The organism is Streptomyces sp. UNOB3_S3 (genome assembly GCF_020740895.1).
In the GTDB taxonomy this organism is placed as follows: Bacteria; Actinomycetota; Actinomycetes; order Streptomycetales; family Streptomycetaceae; genus Streptomyces.
This window is the reverse complement of sequence record NZ_JAILXP010000130.1, coordinates 1-17,961: the sequence shown is the minus strand read 5'-3', so window position 1 is coordinate 17,961 and position 17,961 is coordinate 1. Positions and strand designations below refer to the sequence as shown.

The 17,961-nt window shown below is 72.2% G+C and carries 17 protein-coding genes; 4 read left to right on the top strand and 13 right to left on the bottom strand.

Annotation, left to right across the window (positions count from 1 at the left end; translation table 11 throughout):
* On the top strand, nt 1-2,264 hold a 2,264-nt coding region (locus tag K6I33_RS16295), incomplete at its 5' end, for an amidohydrolase family protein (protein ID WP_229352535.1).
* 79 nt (nt 2,265-2,343) lie between these two features.
* Here K6I33_RS16295 and K6I33_RS16290 read toward each other — a convergent pair.
* The 3 genes from K6I33_RS16290 to K6I33_RS16280 all read right to left on the bottom strand — a co-directional run bounded on the left by K6I33_RS16290 (nt 2,344) and on the right by K6I33_RS16280 (nt 5,233).
* Nucleotides 2,344-3,213: a chitosanase gene (locus K6I33_RS16290; protein ID WP_229352533.1), complete on the bottom strand. Its 870-nt coding sequence runs from the start codon at nt 3,211-3,213 to the stop codon at nt 2,344-2,346.
* A gap of 151 nt (nt 3,214-3,364) precedes the next feature.
* Nucleotides 3,365-4,537: an MBL fold metallo-hydrolase gene (locus K6I33_RS16285; protein ID WP_229352527.1), complete on the bottom strand. Its 1,173-nt coding sequence runs from the start codon at nt 4,535-4,537 to the stop codon at nt 3,365-3,367.
* Nucleotides 4,538-4,585: 48 nt separating this feature from the next.
* Nucleotides 4,586-5,233 (bottom strand): alpha-ketoglutarate-dependent dioxygenase AlkB, encoded by a 648-nt coding sequence (locus K6I33_RS16280; protein ID WP_229352524.1) that lies wholly within the window; start codon nt 5,231-5,233, stop codon nt 4,586-4,588.
* 123 nt (nt 5,234-5,356) lie between these two features.
* Here K6I33_RS16280 and K6I33_RS16275 point away from each other — a divergent pair, with 123 nt between their 5' ends.
* Nucleotides 5,357-5,917, top strand: coding sequence for a carboxymuconolactone decarboxylase family protein (locus K6I33_RS16275; protein WP_229352523.1), 561 nt, complete (start codon nt 5,357-5,359; stop codon nt 5,915-5,917).
* A 12-nt stretch (nt 5,918-5,929) separates the two neighbouring features.
* Here K6I33_RS16275 and K6I33_RS16270 read toward each other — a convergent pair whose 3' ends face one another.
* The 3 genes from K6I33_RS16270 to K6I33_RS16260 are packed head-to-tail and all read right to left on the bottom strand — an operon-like array spanning nt 5,930 to nt 7,943.
* Complete coding sequence (locus tag K6I33_RS16270) at nt 5,930-6,775, bottom strand: SAM-dependent methyltransferase (protein ID WP_229352541.1); 846 nt, start codon at nt 6,773-6,775, stop codon at nt 5,930-5,932.
* Nucleotides 6,776-6,830: 55 nt separating this feature from the next.
* Entirely contained in the window at nt 6,831-7,073 is a 243-nt protein-coding gene (locus tag K6I33_RS16265) for a DUF397 domain-containing protein (RefSeq protein WP_229352521.1), read from the bottom strand.
* A gap of 3 nt (nt 7,074-7,076) precedes the next feature.
* Entirely contained in the window at nt 7,077-7,943 is an 867-nt protein-coding gene (locus K6I33_RS16260) for a helix-turn-helix transcriptional regulator (protein WP_229352519.1), read from the bottom strand.
* Nucleotides 7,944-8,079: 136 nt separating this feature from the next.
* On the opposite strand from K6I33_RS16260, the gene K6I33_RS16255 reads away from it, so the two are divergent.
* On the top strand, nt 8,080-8,541 hold the full coding sequence (locus tag K6I33_RS16255; RefSeq protein ID WP_229352518.1) for an ATP-binding protein: 462 nt from the start codon (nt 8,080-8,082) through the stop codon (nt 8,539-8,541).
* A 20-nt stretch (nt 8,542-8,561) separates the two neighbouring features.
* Here K6I33_RS16255 and K6I33_RS16250 read toward each other — a convergent pair whose 3' ends face one another.
* On the bottom strand, nt 8,562-9,353 hold the full coding sequence (locus K6I33_RS16250) for an SGNH/GDSL hydrolase family protein (protein ID WP_229352515.1): 792 nt from the start codon (nt 9,351-9,353) through the stop codon (nt 8,562-8,564).
* Nucleotides 9,354-9,495: 142 nt separating this feature from the next.
* Between K6I33_RS16250 and K6I33_RS16245 the strand changes: the two genes are divergently transcribed.
* On the top strand, nt 9,496-10,287 hold the full coding sequence (locus tag K6I33_RS16245) for a tyrosine-protein phosphatase (RefSeq protein WP_229352509.1): 792 nt from the start codon (nt 9,496-9,498) through the stop codon (nt 10,285-10,287).
* A gap of 85 nt (nt 10,288-10,372) precedes the next feature.
* Here K6I33_RS16245 and K6I33_RS16240 read toward each other — a convergent pair whose 3' ends face one another.
* From K6I33_RS16240 to shc, 6 genes are all read right to left on the bottom strand, one after another.
* Entirely contained in the window at nt 10,373-11,767 is a 1,395-nt protein-coding gene (locus tag K6I33_RS16240) for an aspartate aminotransferase family protein (RefSeq protein WP_229352508.1), read from the bottom strand.
* Nucleotides 11,764-13,686, bottom strand: a complete 1,923-nt coding sequence (gene dxs, locus K6I33_RS16235; RefSeq protein ID WP_229352507.1) for a 1-deoxy-D-xylulose-5-phosphate synthase — start codon at nt 13,684-13,686, stop codon at nt 11,764-11,766. Before dxs ends, K6I33_RS16240 begins: the two co-directional genes overlap by 4 nt.
* 108 nt (nt 13,687-13,794) lie before the next feature.
* Entirely contained in the window at nt 13,795-14,961 is a 1,167-nt protein-coding gene (gene ispG / locus K6I33_RS16230) for a flavodoxin-dependent (E)-4-hydroxy-3-methylbut-2-enyl-diphosphate synthase (protein WP_229352504.1), read from the bottom strand.
* Between the two features lie 5 nt (nt 14,962-14,966).
* On the bottom strand, nt 14,967-15,989 hold the full coding sequence (hpnH, locus tag K6I33_RS16225; protein WP_229352502.1) for an adenosyl-hopene transferase HpnH: 1,023 nt from the start codon (nt 15,987-15,989) through the stop codon (nt 14,967-14,969).
* 5 nt (nt 15,990-15,994) lie between these two features.
* Complete coding sequence (locus K6I33_RS16220) at nt 15,995-16,654, bottom strand: 1-hydroxy-2-methyl-2-butenyl 4-diphosphate reductase (RefSeq protein ID WP_229352500.1); 660 nt, start codon at nt 16,652-16,654, stop codon at nt 15,995-15,997.
* Nucleotides 16,654-17,961: squalene--hopene cyclase (gene shc / locus K6I33_RS16215; protein WP_229352498.1), on the bottom strand; the 1,308-nt coding region annotated here is incomplete at its 5' end. The genes K6I33_RS16220 and shc, both read right to left, overlap by 1 nt.

Genomic DNA, 17,961 nt, shown 5'->3' with positions numbered 1-17,961 from the left:
GTGCCCGCACCGTGCCCGCGGTCACCATCCCCTTCCGCGCGAAGCTGCCCCTGGACCGGCCCCGCTACCAGGTCAAGCGGTACGACTTCGCGGACACCGGCGCGGTCGTCCGCCGCGTCCGCTCGCTCCACCTGCCCGCCCTCTCCCCCGACGGCCGCCAGGTGGCCTTCGCGGCGCTCAACGCCCTGTGGGTCACGGACATCGAGAAGAGCGACCGGCCCCGGCAGGTTCTCGCCGCCTCCCCCGGGCGCTACGTCATGGCGCCGACCTGGACCCGCGACGGCCGCGCGCTGATCTTCACGGACGACCGCGACGGGCTCTACGCCGTCCGCCGCCGTGACCTCGCCTCCGGCGAGGAGACCGTGCTGGCCGACGGCGGGCGCGTCCACCCGGCGCTCTCCCCCGACGGCACCCGCCTGGCCTGCGTCGACATGTCCGGCAACCTCATCGTCCGCGACCTCGAGGAAGGCACGGAGAAGCTGCTGGCGGCCCCCCTGGGCGCGGGCGGCCTGCCGGGCCGGCCCACCTGGTCGCCCGACGGGCGCTTCGTCGCCCTGTGCGACCGCAACCGCCTCAACCAGCGGTTCCGCGAGGGCTACAACCTGATCAGGGTCGTCGACGCCGACAGCGGGGCCGCCCGGCTGCACGCCCTCGCCCCCCATGCCTCGGTCTCCGACCGCTACGACTCCGGGCCCGTCTGGTCGCCCGACGGCCGCTCCATGGCCGTGATCAACGAGTCGGCGCTGTGGCTGCTGCCCGTGCGCCCCGACGGCACCCCCGACGGAGAGCCGCGCCGGCTGACCGACGAGGCCGCCGACCACCCCTCCTGGTCCGCCGACAGCCGCCGGATCCTCTATCTGTCCGCCGGGCGGCTGCGGCTGCTGGACGTGGCGGACGGCACCGCCCGCACGGTCCCCGTCACCCTCGACTACCGCCGCCCCACCCCCGCCGACACCGTCGTGCGCGCCGGCCGCTTCTGGGACGGCACGGGCACGACCGTGCGCGAGGACGTCGACCTCGTCGTCCGCGACGGCCGGATCGCCGCCGTCGAGCCGCACCGGGCCCGCCGGGCCGCCCTCCGGACGGTCGACGCCTCGCACCAGACCGTGATCCCCGGCCTCTGGGACGCCCACACCCACCCCTGGCAGTACACCTACGGCGGACGCCAGACCGCCCTCCAGCTGGCCTACGGGATCACCACGGCCGTCTCCCTCGGCGGCTTCGCCTACGAGCAGGCCCGCATCCGCGAGGCCGTGGCGGCCGGGGCACTGGCCGGGCCGCGGCTGCTGACCGCGGGCGAGCTGCTGGACGGCTCGCGCGTCGCCTACACCATGGGCCGCGCCCACCGCACCGAGGAGGGACTGCGCCGCTCGCTCACCCGCGCCGCCGCCCTGGACTGGGACTTCGTCAAGACCTACGTCCGCGCGCCGGGCTGGGTGATGCGGGAGGCGGCCCGCTTCGCGCACGAACGGCTCGGGGTGCGCACGGGCAGCCATCTGTGCTCGCCGGGCGTCCAGCTCGGGCAGGACCTCACCACCCACCTCCAGGCGACGCAGCGGCTGGAGTTCGGCCACGCCACGACGGCGACCGGCCGGGCCTACCAGGACCTGGCGGAGATCTACACGGGCACCGACTTCCGCATGATCGCCACGATCTTCACCTCCGTGCCCCTGCTGGGCGAGACCCCGGACCTCGCCAAGGAGCCCCGCGTCACCGAGCTGATGCCGCCGTGGGACGTGGCGACCGTCCGGCAGACCGCCGCGAAGGCGCCCACGGACGACCAGCTGACCACGCTGCGCCGCGAGATCGACGTCTACCGGAAGGTGCTGTCCGGCGGTGGCATCGTGGCCCTCGGCACGGACGCCCCGCTCGTCCCCGTCGGCCTCTCCCTCCACCTCGGGCTGCGCGCCCTGCACCGGTACGGGCTGACGCCGGCCCAGGCGCTGCGGACGGCGACGGTTCTGCCGGCGCGCGCGTTCGGGGCGGAGCGGGACCTGGGGACGCTGGAGGTCGGCAAGCTCGCCGACGCCACCGTGATCGACGGCGACCCGTTCACCGACTTCGACACGCTCGTGCGGACGGCGTCGGTGCTGCGCGGCGGGGTCCGCTTCGAGCAGCGGGAGATCGTCGCCTCGTACGAGGGCACGGCGGGCGTGGCCCCGCGCCATGGGCTGCTCCACCGGGAGTGGCTGGAGGTCGGGCGGGAGCTGCGCAAGGACTCCTGCTGCGACCCCGGGGACCTGGGCCACCTCGACGCCCACTGACGGCGCCCACCGGCTCACGACCCGCGGGCCCGGGGTCCGACGACCCCGGGCCCGCGACACCCCCGTGCTTCCCGCGCCCCTACTTGTCGATCCGGTACGACTCGCCGTAGACCTTCCACTTCAGCGGCGGCCGCAGGTCGAAGTTGCCCTCGTTCAGGAAGACGCGCTGGGCCGTGTCGACGCGGCTGGTGTCGCTGTGGGCCTTCTCCTTCTTCATGACCTTCTTGCGGGCGTCGAGGAAGGCGTTGAGGTAGGCCTTCTCGTCACCGCCCTGGGCCGGGGGCTTGGCCTTGGCGAGGGCGGCCTTGCGGATGCCGCCGAAGCTGTCCTTGCTCTCGCCGGGGCCGTGCATGACGATCGCGTCGTAGTAGACGAACTGGCCGAGGGTGCGCAGGCCGTCGGCCTTGGCCTGCTGGACGGACGGGTCGAAGTAGACGCGGTCGCGCTCGGCCTCCTGGGCGTCCCGGAACGCCCTGTCCTCGTCGGCGGCCTTCCGCCACGCCTCCTCGAAGGGCTTGCCGAGCCCGGCGTGCGAGTCGCTGCCGTTGACCTTGCGCAGGGCGGGGAGGTACTTGGCGAGCGGGTTGTCCGGCTTCTTCTTGGTGTAGCGCTCGACGAGCTCGAGCATGTCGCCGGTGCCCGAGGTGAAGCCGATGATGCCGCCGGTGTAGCCCCGGCCGTCGGGATAGGGCTCGATGTACCGGAACTGTCCCCGCCAGTCCAGCGTGGAGTTCTCCGCGCTGGAGACCAGCCGCATGGCGATGTCCTTCTCGTACGGGTCGTCGAGGGGCGCGCCCGCCGCGGCCACGGCGGGGACCGTGGCCGTACGGGTGTGCGCCGGCTGCGCCGCCTGGCCGGGGCCGGCCAGGGCCAGGGACGCGGGCAGGGCCATCGCCAGGCCCAGTAAGGCGAGTCGGGCGGTTTTCTGCTGCGAAGTGCGCGCGGGCATGCGGAACTCCGTTTCCCGGTAGAGGGACGAGATAACTGTCAGGAAGGTTTCCTAACTGTCACCGGGAATTGAAGCGTCAGATCCGCTTGCCCCGCAAGAGGAACGCGCACAGACGTACGTATTCACGCCACGCGAAAGGGCGTTGCCCGGCTCACGCCTGGAGGGCGACCTCCGCGTCGGCCGGCGCTCCGGCGTCCGGCACCGCGTCGGTGGGCCGCGCCGCGATCGCCCGCCACCACGGGTCGAGCGGCAGCCCCGCGCCGGGCTCGAACGGCTGCCCGGGCCTGGGCACCGCGACCCGCGCCCCGGTCTCCCGGGCCGCCGCCACGCTGCCCTCGGCGGGCTCCTCCCACGGGTGCGGGGCGAGGTTGAACGTGCCCCAGTGGATCGGCAGCATCACGCCCCGCGCGGCGTCGCCGCCCTGGAGGTCGAGGTGGGCGCGCATGCCCTCCTCCGGGGTCATATGGATGTCCGGCCAGAACTCGGAGTACGCGCCGATCTGCACCATCGTGGCGTCGAACGGCCCGTACTGCTCGCCGATGGCGGTGAAACCTGAGAAGTAGCCGGTGTCGCCGCTGTGGAAGACCCGGTGCTCCGGGCCGGCGACCACCCAGGAGGCCCACAGGGTGTGCTGGGTGTTGCGCAGCGCGCGGCCGCAGAAGTGCCGGGCGGGGGTGGCGGTGAGGGTGAGCCCGCCGACGCGCGTCGACTCGTGCCAGTCGAGCTCGGTGATCCGCTCCGCCGGGACGCCCCAGTGCTCCAGGTGGGCGCCGACGCCGAGGGGGACGACGAAGGCGACGCCGGTGCGGCGGGCCAGGGTCCGCACGGTCGGCATGTCGAGGTGGTCGTAGTGGTCGTGCGAGATGACGACGGCGTCCAGCGGGCCGGTCTCGGCGAGCGGCACCGGCACCGGGTGGAGCCGGCGGGGGCCCGCGAAGGCGAAGGGCGAGCAGCGCTCGGACCAGACGGGGTCGAAGAGCACCCGGTGGCCGTCGATCTCGGCGAGCACGCTGGAGTGGCCCATCCAGGTCAGCCGCAGCCCGGAGACCGGGGGAACCGCCAGGTCGGCGACGGTGGTGGGGTGCACGGGCACCGGGTGGGCCGGGGCGCGCAGGGCGCGCTCCTCCTTGCGGAAGTAGGTGGGCAGGAACTTCAGCATGGAGCCGGACGGCGTCCGGCGCGTTCCCTCGGGGTTGACGAACGCCCCGTCGGCGAAGTGCGGCGACCGGCGGATGCGCGCCATCCGCTCCCCCGTTGGATCCACGCCGAAGGCGGCGGGACGCAGCGCGTCCAGGGGCGAGCGGAACGGGCGGGAGCCGGTCACGGCACCTCCAGGGTCGAACAGGCGGGTCGTCCCATTATCCGCCGGGCGTCACAGCCCGCTCACGCGCAGGGTGATGTTGAGCCGCCCCTTGAGTCCGAGCCCTGGCGGGGCGGTGCCGGGCAGGATCCTGGGCACGCCGTGGTAGGCCCGCCGGGCCGGGCCGCCGAAGACGAAGAGATCGCCGCTGCGCAGCTCGACGTCGGTCCAGGGACGGGTGCGGCCGCCCGGATGGCCGAAGCGGAAGACGCAGGTGTCGCCGAGGCTCAGGGAGACGACGGGCGCGGCGGACTTCTCGTCGGCGTCGCGGTGGAGGCCCATTTTCGCGTCGGCGTCGTAGAAGTTCACCAACGCGATGTCGTACGGCTCCGCCCCGGCCGGGCGGCCGTACGCGCGGGCCACCGCGGCCCGCGCCAGTTCGTCCAGCCGACGGGGGAAGGGCTTGACCGGTGCGTCGTCGCCGTCGACGACGGTGCGGGCGTAGCCGTAGGGGAACCAGTGCCAACCCAGGCAGACCGTCCGCACGGACATCTCGCCCCCGCTGGGCATGCGCACCGTGCGCAGGCCCGCCGGCGGGCGGGCCCACTCGCGGCAGGCCGCCAGGAGGCGGTGCTGGGCGGCCTCGTCCAGCCAGCCCGGGACGTGCACGGCGCCCGGAGCGACCTCGGTCACGGGCCGCGGGAAGAGCTCACCGTCCATGCGGTCAGCCTATGCGGGGGCACCGACAAAAGATCTTCACCCGGTGATGTCACATTCCGGCGGGGCCGTTCCGTCGTACGGGCGACAGCAACCCGCACTCCCCTATCGCAGGAGGCACCGGCCATGACCCGCATCTCCCTCACCCCGCCCCGTACGCTGCTGAACCGGCTCACCGCCTGGTACAGCAAGCGGACCTACGGCAAGGTCATGGACCCGCTGCTGGCGATGGGGCACAACCGCAAGGTGCTGATGACCGACGCGCGCTTCGAGATGTCGGTGGCCCGCTGGAACGCGCTGGACAGCGGGCTGAAGGAGCTCGCCGTGATGGCGTCGGCGGCCGCGATCGGCTGCTCGTGGTGCATGGACTTCGGCTACTGGCTGAGCCACAACCAGGGCATGGCGCCCGACAAGCTGCGCGATGTGCCGCGCTGGCGGTCCAGCGAGGCGTACACCTCGCTGGAGCGGGACGTCATGGAGTACGCCGAGGCGATGAGCGCCACCCCGCCGGCCGTCGAGGACGACCTGGCGGAGCGGCTGCGGAAGCGGCTCGGCGAGGCGGCGTTCGTCGAGCTGACCGCGATCGTGGCGGTGGAGAACCTCCGCTCGCGGATCAACTCGGCGCTGGGGCTGACCAGTCAGGGCTTCAAGGACAGCTGCGAGATCCCGGCCCGGCCGGCTCGGTGAGTCAGCCGCGGGTCAGCCCTTGCGGCCCATGCCGCCGTAGAAGACGGTGTCGCTGAGCTCCCTCGGCCCGGGGACCGGTCCGTCCGGGCGCCACAGTGGCACCCGGACCAGCCCGGGGTCGAGGAGCGCGAAGTCGCCGAAGAGGGGCTCGACGGCGGCGTGGCCGCGCAGGTTGAGGGCGGCGGTGGCGTTCTTGTAGACGTCCAGCACGCCGTCCCTGGCGACGGTGTCGGTACGGCCCTCGGCGTAGCCCTCGTAGGGCTCCTCCGTGGCGTGGGACATCACGAGGAGACTGCCGGCGGGCAGGGCGTCGCCGAGGGTGGCGACGATGCCCGCCGGGTCCTCCTCGTCCTTGACGAAGTGGAGGACGGCGACGAGCAGCAGGGCCACCGGCCGGTCGAAGTCGATCAGCTCCCGGACGACCGGGTGCCCCAGGATCGTCTCCGGCTCCCGGACGTCGGCGAGGGCGAAGCCCGCCCCGCCCGCGCTGGTGAGCTTGGCCTCCGCGTGGGTGGCCACGATGGGGTCGTTGTCGACATAGGCGACGCGGACGTCCGGGGCGGACTCCCGGGCCACCTCGTGGGTGTTGGGCGAGGTGGGGATGCCCGTGCCGATGTCGATGATCTGCCGGATACCGCCGCGCACCGCCTCCCGCACGGCCCGGCGCAGGAAGGCGCGGTTGGCGCGGGCGGAGAGCCGGACCTGGGGGTGGGCGGCGATGACGCGTTCGGCGGCGGCCCGGTCGACCTCGTAGTTGTCCCAGCCGTCGAGGTAGTAGTCGTACATCCGGGCCGGGTGCGGTCTGCTGGTGTCGATCTCCTCGGCCGGTATGCCCCGTCCGCCCACGCCGTTCTCGATCACGCCCTGCTCCCCTTCGACACGTCTCAATACGTCCGTTCGGTTTTTCTGTGCGCTACGCCAGCAGGAAGTCGGCCTCGCCCGCCTTGGCGCCACGGATGAAGGTCTCCATCTCGTGACGCGTGTAGATCAGCGCGGGGCCACCGGGGTCGGTGGACTGGCGCAGGGCCACCCGGCCGTCGCGCAGCCGCATGGCCTCGACACAGCTGCCGCCGTTGCCACCGCTCCACGGCTTGCTCCAGCCCTCGGTACCGAGGTCGGTCGCGGGCATGCCGTTGTAGACGCGGTCCGGATCCATGGTTCAGATCTCCTTACGAATGCCACCGAGGACGGCCTTGGTGGTGTGTGCCGGCGCGGCCTGCGCGCACATCCGGTCCAGCGCCTCCAGGAACGACGAGACATCGTCACGCTGGTCGAAGTACGAGGCTCCGACGAGGTTCTCGGCGTACGCGATGTCCGGCAGCTCCTGGAGGGGGAACCGGAAGATGTGGAAGGGGCCGTACATCGCCGGGTGCGGCCCGGCGGCGAACGGCATCAGCTGGAGCCGTACGTTCGGCATGCCGGTGGCCTCGACGAGCCGGTCGACCTGGGCGCGCATCACGTCCGGCCCGCCGATGGGGCGGCGCAGCACCGTCTCGTCCATCACCACCCACAGCAGCGGGGCCCCGTCCTTGGTGAGCAGGCCCTGCCGCTCCCGGCGGACGGCGACGGCGCGTTCGATGTCGGCGTCGCGGGCGTGCGGCATCCCGGCGCGGAGCACGGCCCGGGCGTACTCCTCGGTCTGCAACAGGCCGGGGACGTAGTGCGGTTCGTACGCCCGGATGAGATTGGCCTCTCCCTCCAGACTGACGAACGCGCTGAACCACTCGGGGAGGACGTCCCGGAAGCGGTGCCACCAGCCGGGGCGGTTGGCTTCCCGGGTGAGGCAGAGGAAGCCCTCGACCTCGGCCGCGTCGAGCACCCCATAGACGTGGAGGAGCTTCTCCACATAGGGGATCTTCAGCCCGACCTCGGCCTTCTCCATTCTCCGGACGGTGGCGTGGGTGACGTCCAGGGCGCGGCCCGCCTCCTCGTAGGAGAGCCCGGCCCGTTCCCTCAGGTGCTGGAGACGCTTTCCGAGCACGACCCTCAGGACCGTCGGGGCACCCGCCGGTCGCGAGTCCGCCACTGTCCACCCCCTCCAACTGCCGTCATATGCCAGCAGTGTGCCACGCAGCCTGTCGGCCCGACAGACTGTCCTTGCGATTCTGTAATTTGCAGGTTGAACCTTGCCACAGCTGATACGCATCGCACATAGTTGCGGAGTGGTCCTCTCCCATGACGCACCATCGCTCGGGCTCTGCGGCGGCTCCCTCTTCGGCCATCCGCGGCAGGACGCCTTTCACTTCCCGGCCCTCAACACCTCGGTGGCGGAGGCGCGCCAACGAGTCCTCGCGCGGCTGCGGGAGTGGGGAATAGACGAAGTGGCCTGTGAAGACGCCCAGTTGGTGGTGTCGGAGCTGGTCACCAACGCGGTGCGGCACACGGACAGCGAGAAGGTCAGCTGCCAGCTGCGGGTGAGCGGGGTGGCGGTGCGCATAGAGGTCGCCGATCAGGGCGACGCCCCCACCGAGCCCCGGGCCCGCCGGAGCGGTGCGGACGAGGAGAGCGGGCGCGGGCTGCTCCTGGTCGGCGCGCTGTCCCGGGCGTGGGGGGTCCGGCCCGACGACAGCGGCCACGGCCGAGTCGTCTGGGCCGACCTGCCGCACGGACGGCACCCCCACTGATCCCCCACTGCCCCCTGGACCTACAGCGGCAGCAGGTCCGGGCGCTTGGGCTCCACGTTGTCGCCCGAGGACTCGCCGCGCAGCCGGCGGCCGATCCACGGCACCAGGTGCTCGCGCGCCCAGTGGACGTTGTCACGGCGCACCTCGGCGGCCGAGCGCTGCTCCTCGTCCGGCCAGGCCTGGTCGGGGTCGGCCGGCACCTCCAGGCCCAGGACCTGGGCGGCCCGCAGCGCGACGCGCGTGTGCCCGTCGGCCGACAGGTGCAGCCGGTCCTCGCTCCAGGCCCGGCGGTCCTGGACCGAGCGCAGCGACCACAGGTCGAGGACCGGGCAGTCGTAGCGGTCGGCGATGGACCGGACATGGGCGGTGTACGTCGCGATCTTGCCCCGCAGATGGCGCAGGACCGGCATGCCGCGGGTGTCGAAGCCGGTGCACAACAGGACCGTGCCGACGGAGGCGCGCAGCTCGGCGACGGCCGCCTCGTAGCGCTGGGCCACGTCGTCCGGGTCGCTGCCGGGGCGCAGGATGTCATTGCCGCCGGCGCAGAACGTCACGAGGTCGGGGCCGAGCTCCTTGGCCCGGGGGACCTGCTCCTCGACGATCTGGTCCAGGAGACGGCCGCGGACGGCGAGGTTGGCGTACCGGAAGGTGTGCTCTTCCTGCCGGTCGGAGAGGAGTACGGCCAGTCGGTCGGCCCAGCCGACGAAGGTGCCGTCGGGTCCTGGGTCCCCGACGCCCTCGGTGAAGCTGTCCCCGACGGCTGCGTACGACCCGATCGCGCTCTTGCTGAATGAATTCGAATCGTCTGCCACGTCAGTGCATCATTCACCTTCCTGAGTGACCTACGCCACCGTAACCAGGGGTTGACGTGCCGTGATGTATCCCACCCCGGCAATGTCACGTCACCCGGAATACGATCGGCGCCGACGAGAAGAACACCCCCGAGGAGCGCACGTGACCCAGACACCGCCCGCCCCGCAGGCCGAGCCCGAGCTGGCGGGTGTCCGCAACTTCCGCGACCTGGGGGGACTGCCGGCCGCCGACGGGCGGCGCGTCCGGCCCGGCGTCCTGTTCCGCAGCGGGCACCTGGCCCACGCCACCGAGGCGGACGCGGCGTTCCTCGCCTCGCTGGGCCTCCACACGATATTCGACTTCCGCAATGCCGCGGACATCGCGCTGGAGGGCCCGGACGTGGCCCTCGCCGGGGTACGGAACGTCAACCTCCCGCTGAGCGACCCGGCCGACGGCAGCGAGTTCTGGCGGATGGTGCGCGACGGCGACCTGGACACGTTGCGGTCCGTGCTGGGCGAGGGCCGCGCGGCGGACCGGATGGCCGGCTCGTACCGCACGATCATCACGACGCGGACGGCCGAACACGGGCGGGTCGTACACGCCCTCGCCGAGGGAGATGTGCCCGCGCTGATGCACTGTGCCGCCGGCAAGGACCGGGCGGGGCTGTCGGTGGCGGTGACGCTGCTGGCGCTGGGGGTGCCGCGCGACGCGATCGAGGCGGACTATCTGGAGTCCAACGCGCCGCACCGGCGGTACCGGGTGCGGCGCGACGCGGAGGTTTCTCCGGAGGTTTCGGAGCTGCTTTCGCCGCTCTTCGAGGCGCGGGCCTCGTATCTCCGGGCGGCGTTCGCCGCGATCGGTGAGGTGTGGGGGTCCACGGACCGGTATCTGTCCGAGGGGCTCGGGCTCACCGACGCGGGGCGGTCCGTGCTTCAGGAGCGGTTGCTCGGCTGACCGCCGGTGGTCGTGGTTGTGCCCACCCTCCCCCAGCTACCGCTGGGAGGTGCCCCCAGCCCTGCGGGACGATTGCCCACAACCGTTACCTTGCCACAGCCTGTTTCACCAGGTTACGGCCGAAGTCCCACATCAAAGCGCTGCCGTTGTGGGCGTCGTCCATGACCGCGGTGAAGGCCGTCACAAAGCGGTCCACCTCGGGTTCGCCGATGATCAGTGGGGGGATCAGTTTGATCACCTCCAGCTGGTCCCCCGAGACCTGGGTGAGGATGCGGTGCTTCTGGAGCAGCGGCACCACGACCATCTGGGCGAAGAGGCCCTTGCGGGCCGCCTGGAGCATCGTCCAGCGGCCGCGCAGGCCCAGCGACTTGGGTCTGCCGAACTCGATCCCGGTCATCAGGCCGCGGCCGCGCACGTCGTGCAGCAGCTCGTACTTGCCGACCAGCGCCGCGAGGCGGGAGCGCAGCAGTTCGCCCGTGGCGCGGGCATTGGCGACGACCTTCTCGTCCTCCATCACGGCCAGGACCGCCAGCCCGGCGGCCATGGCCTGCGCGTTGGAGCCGAAGCTGGCCGAGTGGACGAGCACCCGGTCCATGGAGGAGTAGACCTTCTTGAAGATCCAGTCCTTGCCGAGGGTGGCGCCCACGGGGACGTAGCCGCCGGAGAGCGCCTTGGCCACGCAGACCAGGTCCGGTTCCACGCCCGGCTCGTGCTGGTGGGCGAAGAACTCGCCCGTCCGCCCGATGCCGGTCTGCACCTCGTCCGCGATCAGCAGGGCCTTGTGCCGGTGGAGGAGCTCCTGCGCGGCGCGCAGGAAGCCGGGCGGGGCCTCGTGCACGCCCTTGCCCTGGATGGGTTCGACGATCAGGCCCGCCACGTCGCCGCGCCGCAGCTCCCGTTCCAGGGCGTCCAGGTCGCCGAGCGGGACCGGGGTGTCGGGGAGCAGGGGCGCGAAGCCGTCCCGGAAGCCGTCCTCGCCGTTGACGGACAGGGAGCCCACCGTCAGGCCGTGGAAGGCGTGCGCGCAGTACAGCACGCGCGGTCTGCCCGTGGCGTACCGGGCGAACTTCAGGGCGGTCTCCACCGCCTCGGTGCCGCTGTTGCCGAAGAACACCCGGTCCAGGTGCGGGGTGTACGACAGCAGCCGCTCGGCGAGCAGGCCGGGCAGCGGCGGGCAGTCGAAGCGGGTGAGGTCGGCGAGCGAGGCGTCCAGGACGTCGTGCAGCGCCTTGCGGACCACGGGGTGGTGCCGGCCCAGGCCCATCACCCCGAAGCCGGCGAGCATGTCGAGGTAGTCCCGTCCCTCGGCGTCCCAGAAGTACGCGCCCTCCGCCCGCTCGTACACCTTGTCGAAGCCGATGGTGCGCAGCATGCGCGGCAGCTGGTGGTTGAGGTACCGGGCGTGCAGGTCGTACCGTTCGCCGCCGCGCTCGGCCAGCAGCCGGGCCAGGTCGAATCTCTCGGTGCCCTCGGCGGTCATGCCTTGCTCGTCTCCTTCTCCTCGGCCTTGGCCCGCGGCTCGTTCCTCACGAGCACGGCGCTGATCCGTCCCGCGATCTCGGCGGGGGTGAGCCCCACGTCCGCCAGCACCTCCGAGCGCTTGGCGTGGGCCAGGAACTGTTCGGGGATGCCGAAGGTCCGTACGGGCAGGTCGACGTCGGCGTCGCGGAGCGCCTGGGCCACGGCCCAGCCGACGCCTCCGGTGCGGCTGTTGTCCTCGACGACGGCGACCATGCGGTGGCGGGCGGCGAGCGGCGGCAGCTCCTCGTCGACGGGTTTGACCCAGCGCGGGTCGACGACGGTGCAGCTCGTGCCCCGGGCGGCCAGCAGGTCGGCCGCGTCCAGCGCCACCCGGGCCATGGCGCCGACCGCGACCAGCAGGACGTCCGCCTCCTCGGTGTCCGCCGGCCGGGCGAGCACGTCCATGCCGCCGATCCGGCCGACGGCCGGGAGGCTCTCGCCCACGTTCTCCTTGGGGAAGCGGACGACGGTGGGGGCGTCGGCGACGTCGACGGCCTCGCGCAGCTGGGCCCGCAGCTGGTCGGCGTCGCGCGGGGCGGCGATCCGCAGGCCGGGGACGACCTGGAGGATGGACATGTCCCACATGCCGTTGTGGGACGGCCCGTCGGTGCCGGTGACGCCGGCCCGGTCCAGGACGAAGGTGACGCCGCACTTGTGCAGGGCGACGTCCATCAGCACCTGGTCGAAGGCGCGGTTGAGGAAGGTGGCGTAGACGGCGAAGACCGGGTGGAGGCCGCCGGTGGCGAGCCCGGCCGCCGACACCGCGCCGTGCTGCTCGGCGATGCCCACGTCCCAGACCCGGTCCGGGTGGGCCGCCGCGAACCTGCTCAGGCCCACGGGGTGGAGCATCGCCGCCGTGATCGCGACGACGTCGGGCCGCTCGGCGCCGATCCTGACCATCTCGTCGCCGAACACCTCGGTCCAGGACATGCCGGCCGACGGGGCGAGGGGCTCGCAGGTCAGCGGGTTCATCACACCGACCGTGTGGAAGCGGTCCGCCTCGTCCTCCAGGGCGGGCTGGTAGCCGCGCCCCTTCTCCGTCCGGCAGTGGACGAGGACGGGCCCGTGGAAGCGCTTGGCCCGGCGCAGCGCCGACTCGACGGCCGCGATGTCGTGGCCGTCTATCGGGCCGAGGTACTTAAGGCCCAGGTCCTCGAACATGCCCTGGGGGGCGAAGGCGTCCTTGAAGCCCTTCTTCGCCCCGTGCAGGGACTCGTACAGCGGCTTGCCGAGCAGGGGCACGCCCTGGATGACGTCCTTGCCCCAGGACAGCGCGCGCTCGTAGCCGTCGGTGGTGCGCAGGGTGGCCAGGTGGTCGGCGAGGCCGCCGATGGTGGGGGCGTAGGAGCGTTCGTTGTCGTTGACGACGATGATCAGCCGGCGGTCCTTGGCGGCCGCGATGTTGTTGAGGGCCTCCCAGGCCATGCCGCCGGTGAGGGCGCCGTCGCCGATGACGGCGACGACGTGGTCGTTCCAGCGGCCGAGGACCTGGTTGGCCTTGGCGAGGCCGTCGGCCCAGCCGAGGACGGTCGAGGCGTGGCTGTTCTCGATGACGTCGTGCTCGGACTCCTCGCGCGAGGGGTAGCCGGACAGGCCGCCCTTGCCGCGCAGCTTGGAGAAGTCCTGGCGTCCGGTGAGCAGTTTGTGGACGTAGGACTGGTGCCCGGTGTCCCACAGGATGCGGTCCGAGGGCGAGTCGAAGGACCGGTGCAGGGCGATGGTCAGCTCGACCACGCCGAGGTTCGGCCCGAGGTGGCCGCCGGTCCTGGCCACGGCGTGGACCAGGAAGTGGCGGATCTCCTCGGCGAGGTCGGTGAGCTCCTCGCCGTCCAGTGCCTTCAGGTCGCGCGGACCGCGGATGTTCTCCAGCAACGACACGCCGGCCCCCTCCTCCTGTCGTCGGCCCGGCGGTACCGGGCGCGTTGATCGGACTCCGCCGGATTCTTCTGCCGGACTTCTTCGCCGGGCTTCTCCAGCCGGGCTTCTTCAGAGGACGGTGACGGCCGGCGCCCCCGAGGGGGTGCCGTCCCTCTCCATCCGTTCGGCGAGTTTCATGGCCTCGTCGATGAGGGTCTCCACGATCTTCGACTCGGGGACGGTCTTGATGACCTCGCCCTTCACAAAGATCTGACCCTTGCCGTTGCCCGACGCCACCCCCAGGTCGGCCTCGCGGGCCTCGCCGGGCCCGTTGACGACGCAGCCCATCACCGCCACCCGCAGCGGCACCTCCATCCCGTCCAGGCCGGCGGTGACCTCGTCGGCCAGCTTGTAGACGTCGACCTGGGCGCGGCCGCAGGACGGGCAGGAGACGATCTCCAGCCGCCGCTGACGCAGGCCCAGCGACTCCAGGATCTGGATGCCGACCTTGATCTCCTCGGCCGGCGGGGCGGAGAGCGAGACCCGGATGGTGTCGCCGATGCCCTCGGAGAGCAGGGCGCCGAAGGCGACGGCGGACTTGACCGTCCCCTGGAAGGCCGGTCCCGCCTCGGTGACGCCCAGGTGCAGCGGGTAGTCGCACCGGGCGGCCAGCTGACGGTAGGCGTTGATCATCACAACGGGGTCGTTGTGCTTCACGGAGATCTTGATGTCGCGGAAGCCGTGTTCCTCGAAGAGCGACGCCTCCCACAGCGCCGACTCCACCAGGGCCTCCGGGGTGGCCTTGCCGTACTTGCCCAGCAGGCGCTTGTCCAGGGACCCGGCGTTGACGCCGATGCGGATCGGGGTGCCCGCCGCGGCCGCCGCCCCGGCGATCTCCCGGACCTTGTCGTCGAACTGCCGGATGTTGCCGGGGTTGACGCGCACCGCCGCACACCCGGCGTCGATGGCGGCGAAGACGTACTTCGGCTGGAAGTGGATGTCGGCGATCACCGGGATCTGCGACTTCCGGGCGATGACCGGCAGCGCGTCCGCGTCGTCCTGCGAGGGGCAGGCGACGCGGACGATCTGGCAGCCCGCCGCCGTCAGCTCGGCGATCTGCTGCAGGGTGGCGCCGACGTCGGCCGTGACCGTCGTCGTCATCGACTGCACCGACACCGGGGCGTCCCCGCCCACCGGCACCCGGCCGACCTGGATCCGCCGTGAGACACGGCGTGCCGCCAGGGGCCGGGCGGGTGGCACGGGCAGCCCGAGGGAGACGGGCTCCGTGGTGGCCATCGCGGTCAGCCCCGGTTTCCGGCGACGCTCTCGCGGGCCGCGCGCAGCGACTCCTTGAGCGAGCCCATGGTGGCGAGGACGGCGGTGGGCTCGTAGCCGCAGTGCGCCATGCAGTTGTCGCACCGGGGGTCCTTGCCGCGGCCGTACTTGTCCCAGTCGGTCTCCTCGATCAGCTCCCGGTAGGTGGGCACGTACCCGTCGGCCATCAGATAGCAGGGGCGCTGCCAGCCGAAGAGCGAGTAGTTGGGGATGGCCCACGCGGTGCAGGGGAAGTCGACCTTCCCCTCCAGGAAGTCGAGGAAGAGCGGGCTGTGGTTGAGCCGCCAGCGGGAGCGGTTGCCTCCGGAGAACGCCTTCCTGAACAGCTCCCGGGTCTGCTCGACGCCCAGGAAGTGGTCCTGGTCGGGGGCCTTCTCATAGGCGTAGGCCGGCGAGATCATCATCTCGTCGACACGCAGCTCGTCATTGAGGAAGTTGAGCACCTCGACGACGGTCTGCGGGGTGTCGGTGTTGAAGAAGGTGGAGTTGGTGGTGACCCGGAAGCCCCGTCGCTTGGCCTCCTTGATCGCCTCCACCGCCTCGTCGAACACCCCCTCCTTCGCCACGGACTCGTCGTGGCGTTCGCGCAGCCCGTCGATGTGCACGGCGAACGCGAAATACGGGGACGGGGTGAACTTCTCCATCTTCTTCCGCATCAGCAGGGCGTTGGTGCACAGGAAGACGTACTTCCTCCTGGCCACCAGCTGCCGCACGATCTCGTCGATCTGCGGGTGCATCAGGGGCTCTCCGCCGGCGATGGACACCATCGGCGCCCCCGACTCCAGCACCGCGCCGACCGCCTGGGCCACGGGCATCCGCTGTTTGAGCACCCCGGCCGGATGCTGGATCTTCCCGCAGCCCTCGCACTTGAGATTGCAGGCGTAGAGCGGCTCCAGCTCGACGATCAGCGGGAACTTCTCCCGCCGGCGGAGCTTCTGTTCGAAGAGATAGGTCCCGACCCGGATGGTCTGGCGAAGCGGCATGGCCATCTGGCTCACCTCCTGGGGAGCAGCAAAGAACGGTGCCATTCGAAAAAGGCCGGCAGGACGGTGCGGAGCACGCGGAAAGCCGATATTCCACCCCGCAAGGTCCCGATTCGCACAAGTTCATGTTCGGGAGCGTCCACGACCACTCTTACGGCCGCAACGGGGCGGGCACCGGCCCGCACGGCGCTTCGGAGCGTGGCCGCGGACTCCATGTCCACCGCCAGCGCCCCCGCGGCGTGCAACGCCCCGCGCTCCGCGCCCCGGACCACGTGGTCGGAGCCGACCAGCGGCCCGGTGTGGATGACGCGCCGGGGCGCCACCCGCGCGAGCTCCTTGGCCAGCAGCTCGACGCCGGCGCACTCCGTACGGCCCGCCGGGTCGCGGGTCTCGTCGGCGACGACCAGATCGCCGGGGTGCATCCCCGGCGCCAGGCCGGCGCAGAAGCCGGTGGCGATCACTGCGGTCTCGCCCCCGGACCCGGGCGGGGCGCCGCCGCCGAGGGCCCGGGTCACGGCGCGTTCCGCGGCCAGCGGGCCCATGCCGGTGCGCAGGACGGTCACGGGTCCGGCCGCGCCGCCGAGGCCGCCGCGCAGGGCGAGGCGCTCGATGCCGAGCGCGCAGGCGATCAGCAGCGGTGCGGGGGCGGGGGTACCCGTGCCGGTGGTCATCAGCCCTCCAGTGGCGTCTCGGCGAAGGGCTCGCCGTGCAGGTAGCGGCCGAGGGCGGTGAGCGGGAACACCTGGCGGTACAGGTGGTAGTTGATGGAGAAGTCCCAGGGGAAGCCCGTGCCGGTGAAGTACGGCTCGTCCCAGGAGCCGTCCTCCCGCTGGGTGTCGGTCAGCCAGGTCACCCCGCGCTCCACGGCCTCGCCGTCCCGCTCCCCCGCCGCCAGCAGCGCCAGCAGCGCCCAGGCGGTCTGGGAGGCGGTGGAGGCGCCCCGGCCGATCCACTCGGGGTCCCGGTACGAGCGGAGGTCCTCGCCCCAGCCGCCGTCCGGGTTCTGTGTCTCGCCCAGCCAGGTGACGGCCCGGCGGACCGCCGGGTGGGAGACGGGGATGCCGGAGGCCACCAGGGCGGGCACCACGGACCCGGTGCCGTAGACGTAGTTGACGCCCCAGCGGCCGAACCAGGCACCGGACTCCTCCTGTTCGCCCAGCAGCCATTCGACGCCCCGGCGGGCGCGCGGGTCGTGCTGCTTGCCGAGGACCGCGAGCATCTCCACGACGTGGGCGGTGACATCGGCGGAGGGTGGGTCGATCACCTCGCCGAAGTCGCAGAACGGCAGCCGGTTGGGGAACGGGCTGGTGTTGTCGGCGTCGAAGGCGCCCCAGGCGCCGTTCCTCGAGCGCATGCCCACCGCCCAGTTGGCGGCCCGCCGGATCGCCGTCTCCAGGCGCTCGGGGTCGGGGTGGCGGACCCGTTTGAGGGCGAGCACGACCTCGGCGGTGTCGTCGATGTCGGGGTAGTTGTCGTTGTCGAACTCGAACGCCCAGCCGCCCGGGGCCAGGTGCGGCCGTTTCACGGTCCAGTCGCCGGGGCGCAGGATCTGCTCGTCCAGCATCCAGTCGGCGGCCTTGACCAGCGCCGGGTGGTCGGGGCCCAGGCCCGCGTCGGCGAGGGCGGTGGTGGCCAGGCAGGTGTCCCAGACCGGGGACTGGCACGCCTCGATCATCCGGACGGGTGCGCCGTCCGCGTCCTCGCTCCAGACGGCGAAACGGTCCAGCGACGCGAGCCCGGCGCGCAGCACCGGGTGGCCGAGGTCGTAGCCCATCAGGTGGAGGGCGATGACCGAGTAGACGGCGGGGGGCTGGATGCCGCCCCAGCAGCCGTCGTTCTCCTGGCGTTCGACGATCCAGCGGGTCGCCGTCCGCAGCGCGGCCCTGCGCAGCGGGGCGACGGGGAGGCGGTGGTAGAGGTGAAGGACTTTGTCCAGGCGCTGGAAGACGCCGTCCCCGCCCTGTCTCTTATACACCTC

Excerpts from the sequence above, each read along its gene's own strand:
- K6I33_RS16290 (WP_229352533.1), bottom strand. The coding sequence starts at position 3,213 with ATGCCCGCGCGCACTTCGCAGCAGAAAACCGCCCGACTCGCCTTACTG.
- K6I33_RS16280 (WP_229352524.1), bottom strand. The coding sequence starts at position 5,233 with ATGGACGGTGAGCTCTTCCCGCGGCCCGTGACCGAGGTCGCTCCGGGC.
- K6I33_RS16275 (WP_229352523.1), top strand. The coding sequence starts at position 5,357 with ATGACCCGCATCTCCCTCACCCCGCCCCGTACGCTGCTGAACCGGCTC.
- K6I33_RS16265 (WP_229352521.1), bottom strand. The coding sequence starts at position 7,073 with ATGGATCCGGACCGCGTCTACAACGGCATGCCCGCGACCGACCTCGGT.
- K6I33_RS16240 (WP_229352508.1), bottom strand. The coding sequence starts at position 11,767 with ATGACCGCCGAGGGCACCGAGAGATTCGACCTGGCCCGGCTGCTGGCC.
- ispG (WP_229352504.1), bottom strand. The coding sequence starts at position 14,961 with ATGGCCACCACGGAGCCCGTCTCCCTCGGGCTGCCCGTGCCACCCGCC.
- hpnH (WP_229352502.1), bottom strand. The coding sequence starts at position 15,989 with ATGGCCATGCCGCTTCGCCAGACCATCCGGGTCGGGACCTATCTCTTC.
- K6I33_RS16220 (WP_229352500.1), bottom strand. The coding sequence starts at position 16,654 with ATGACCACCGGCACGGGTACCCCCGCCCCCGCACCGCTGCTGATCGCC.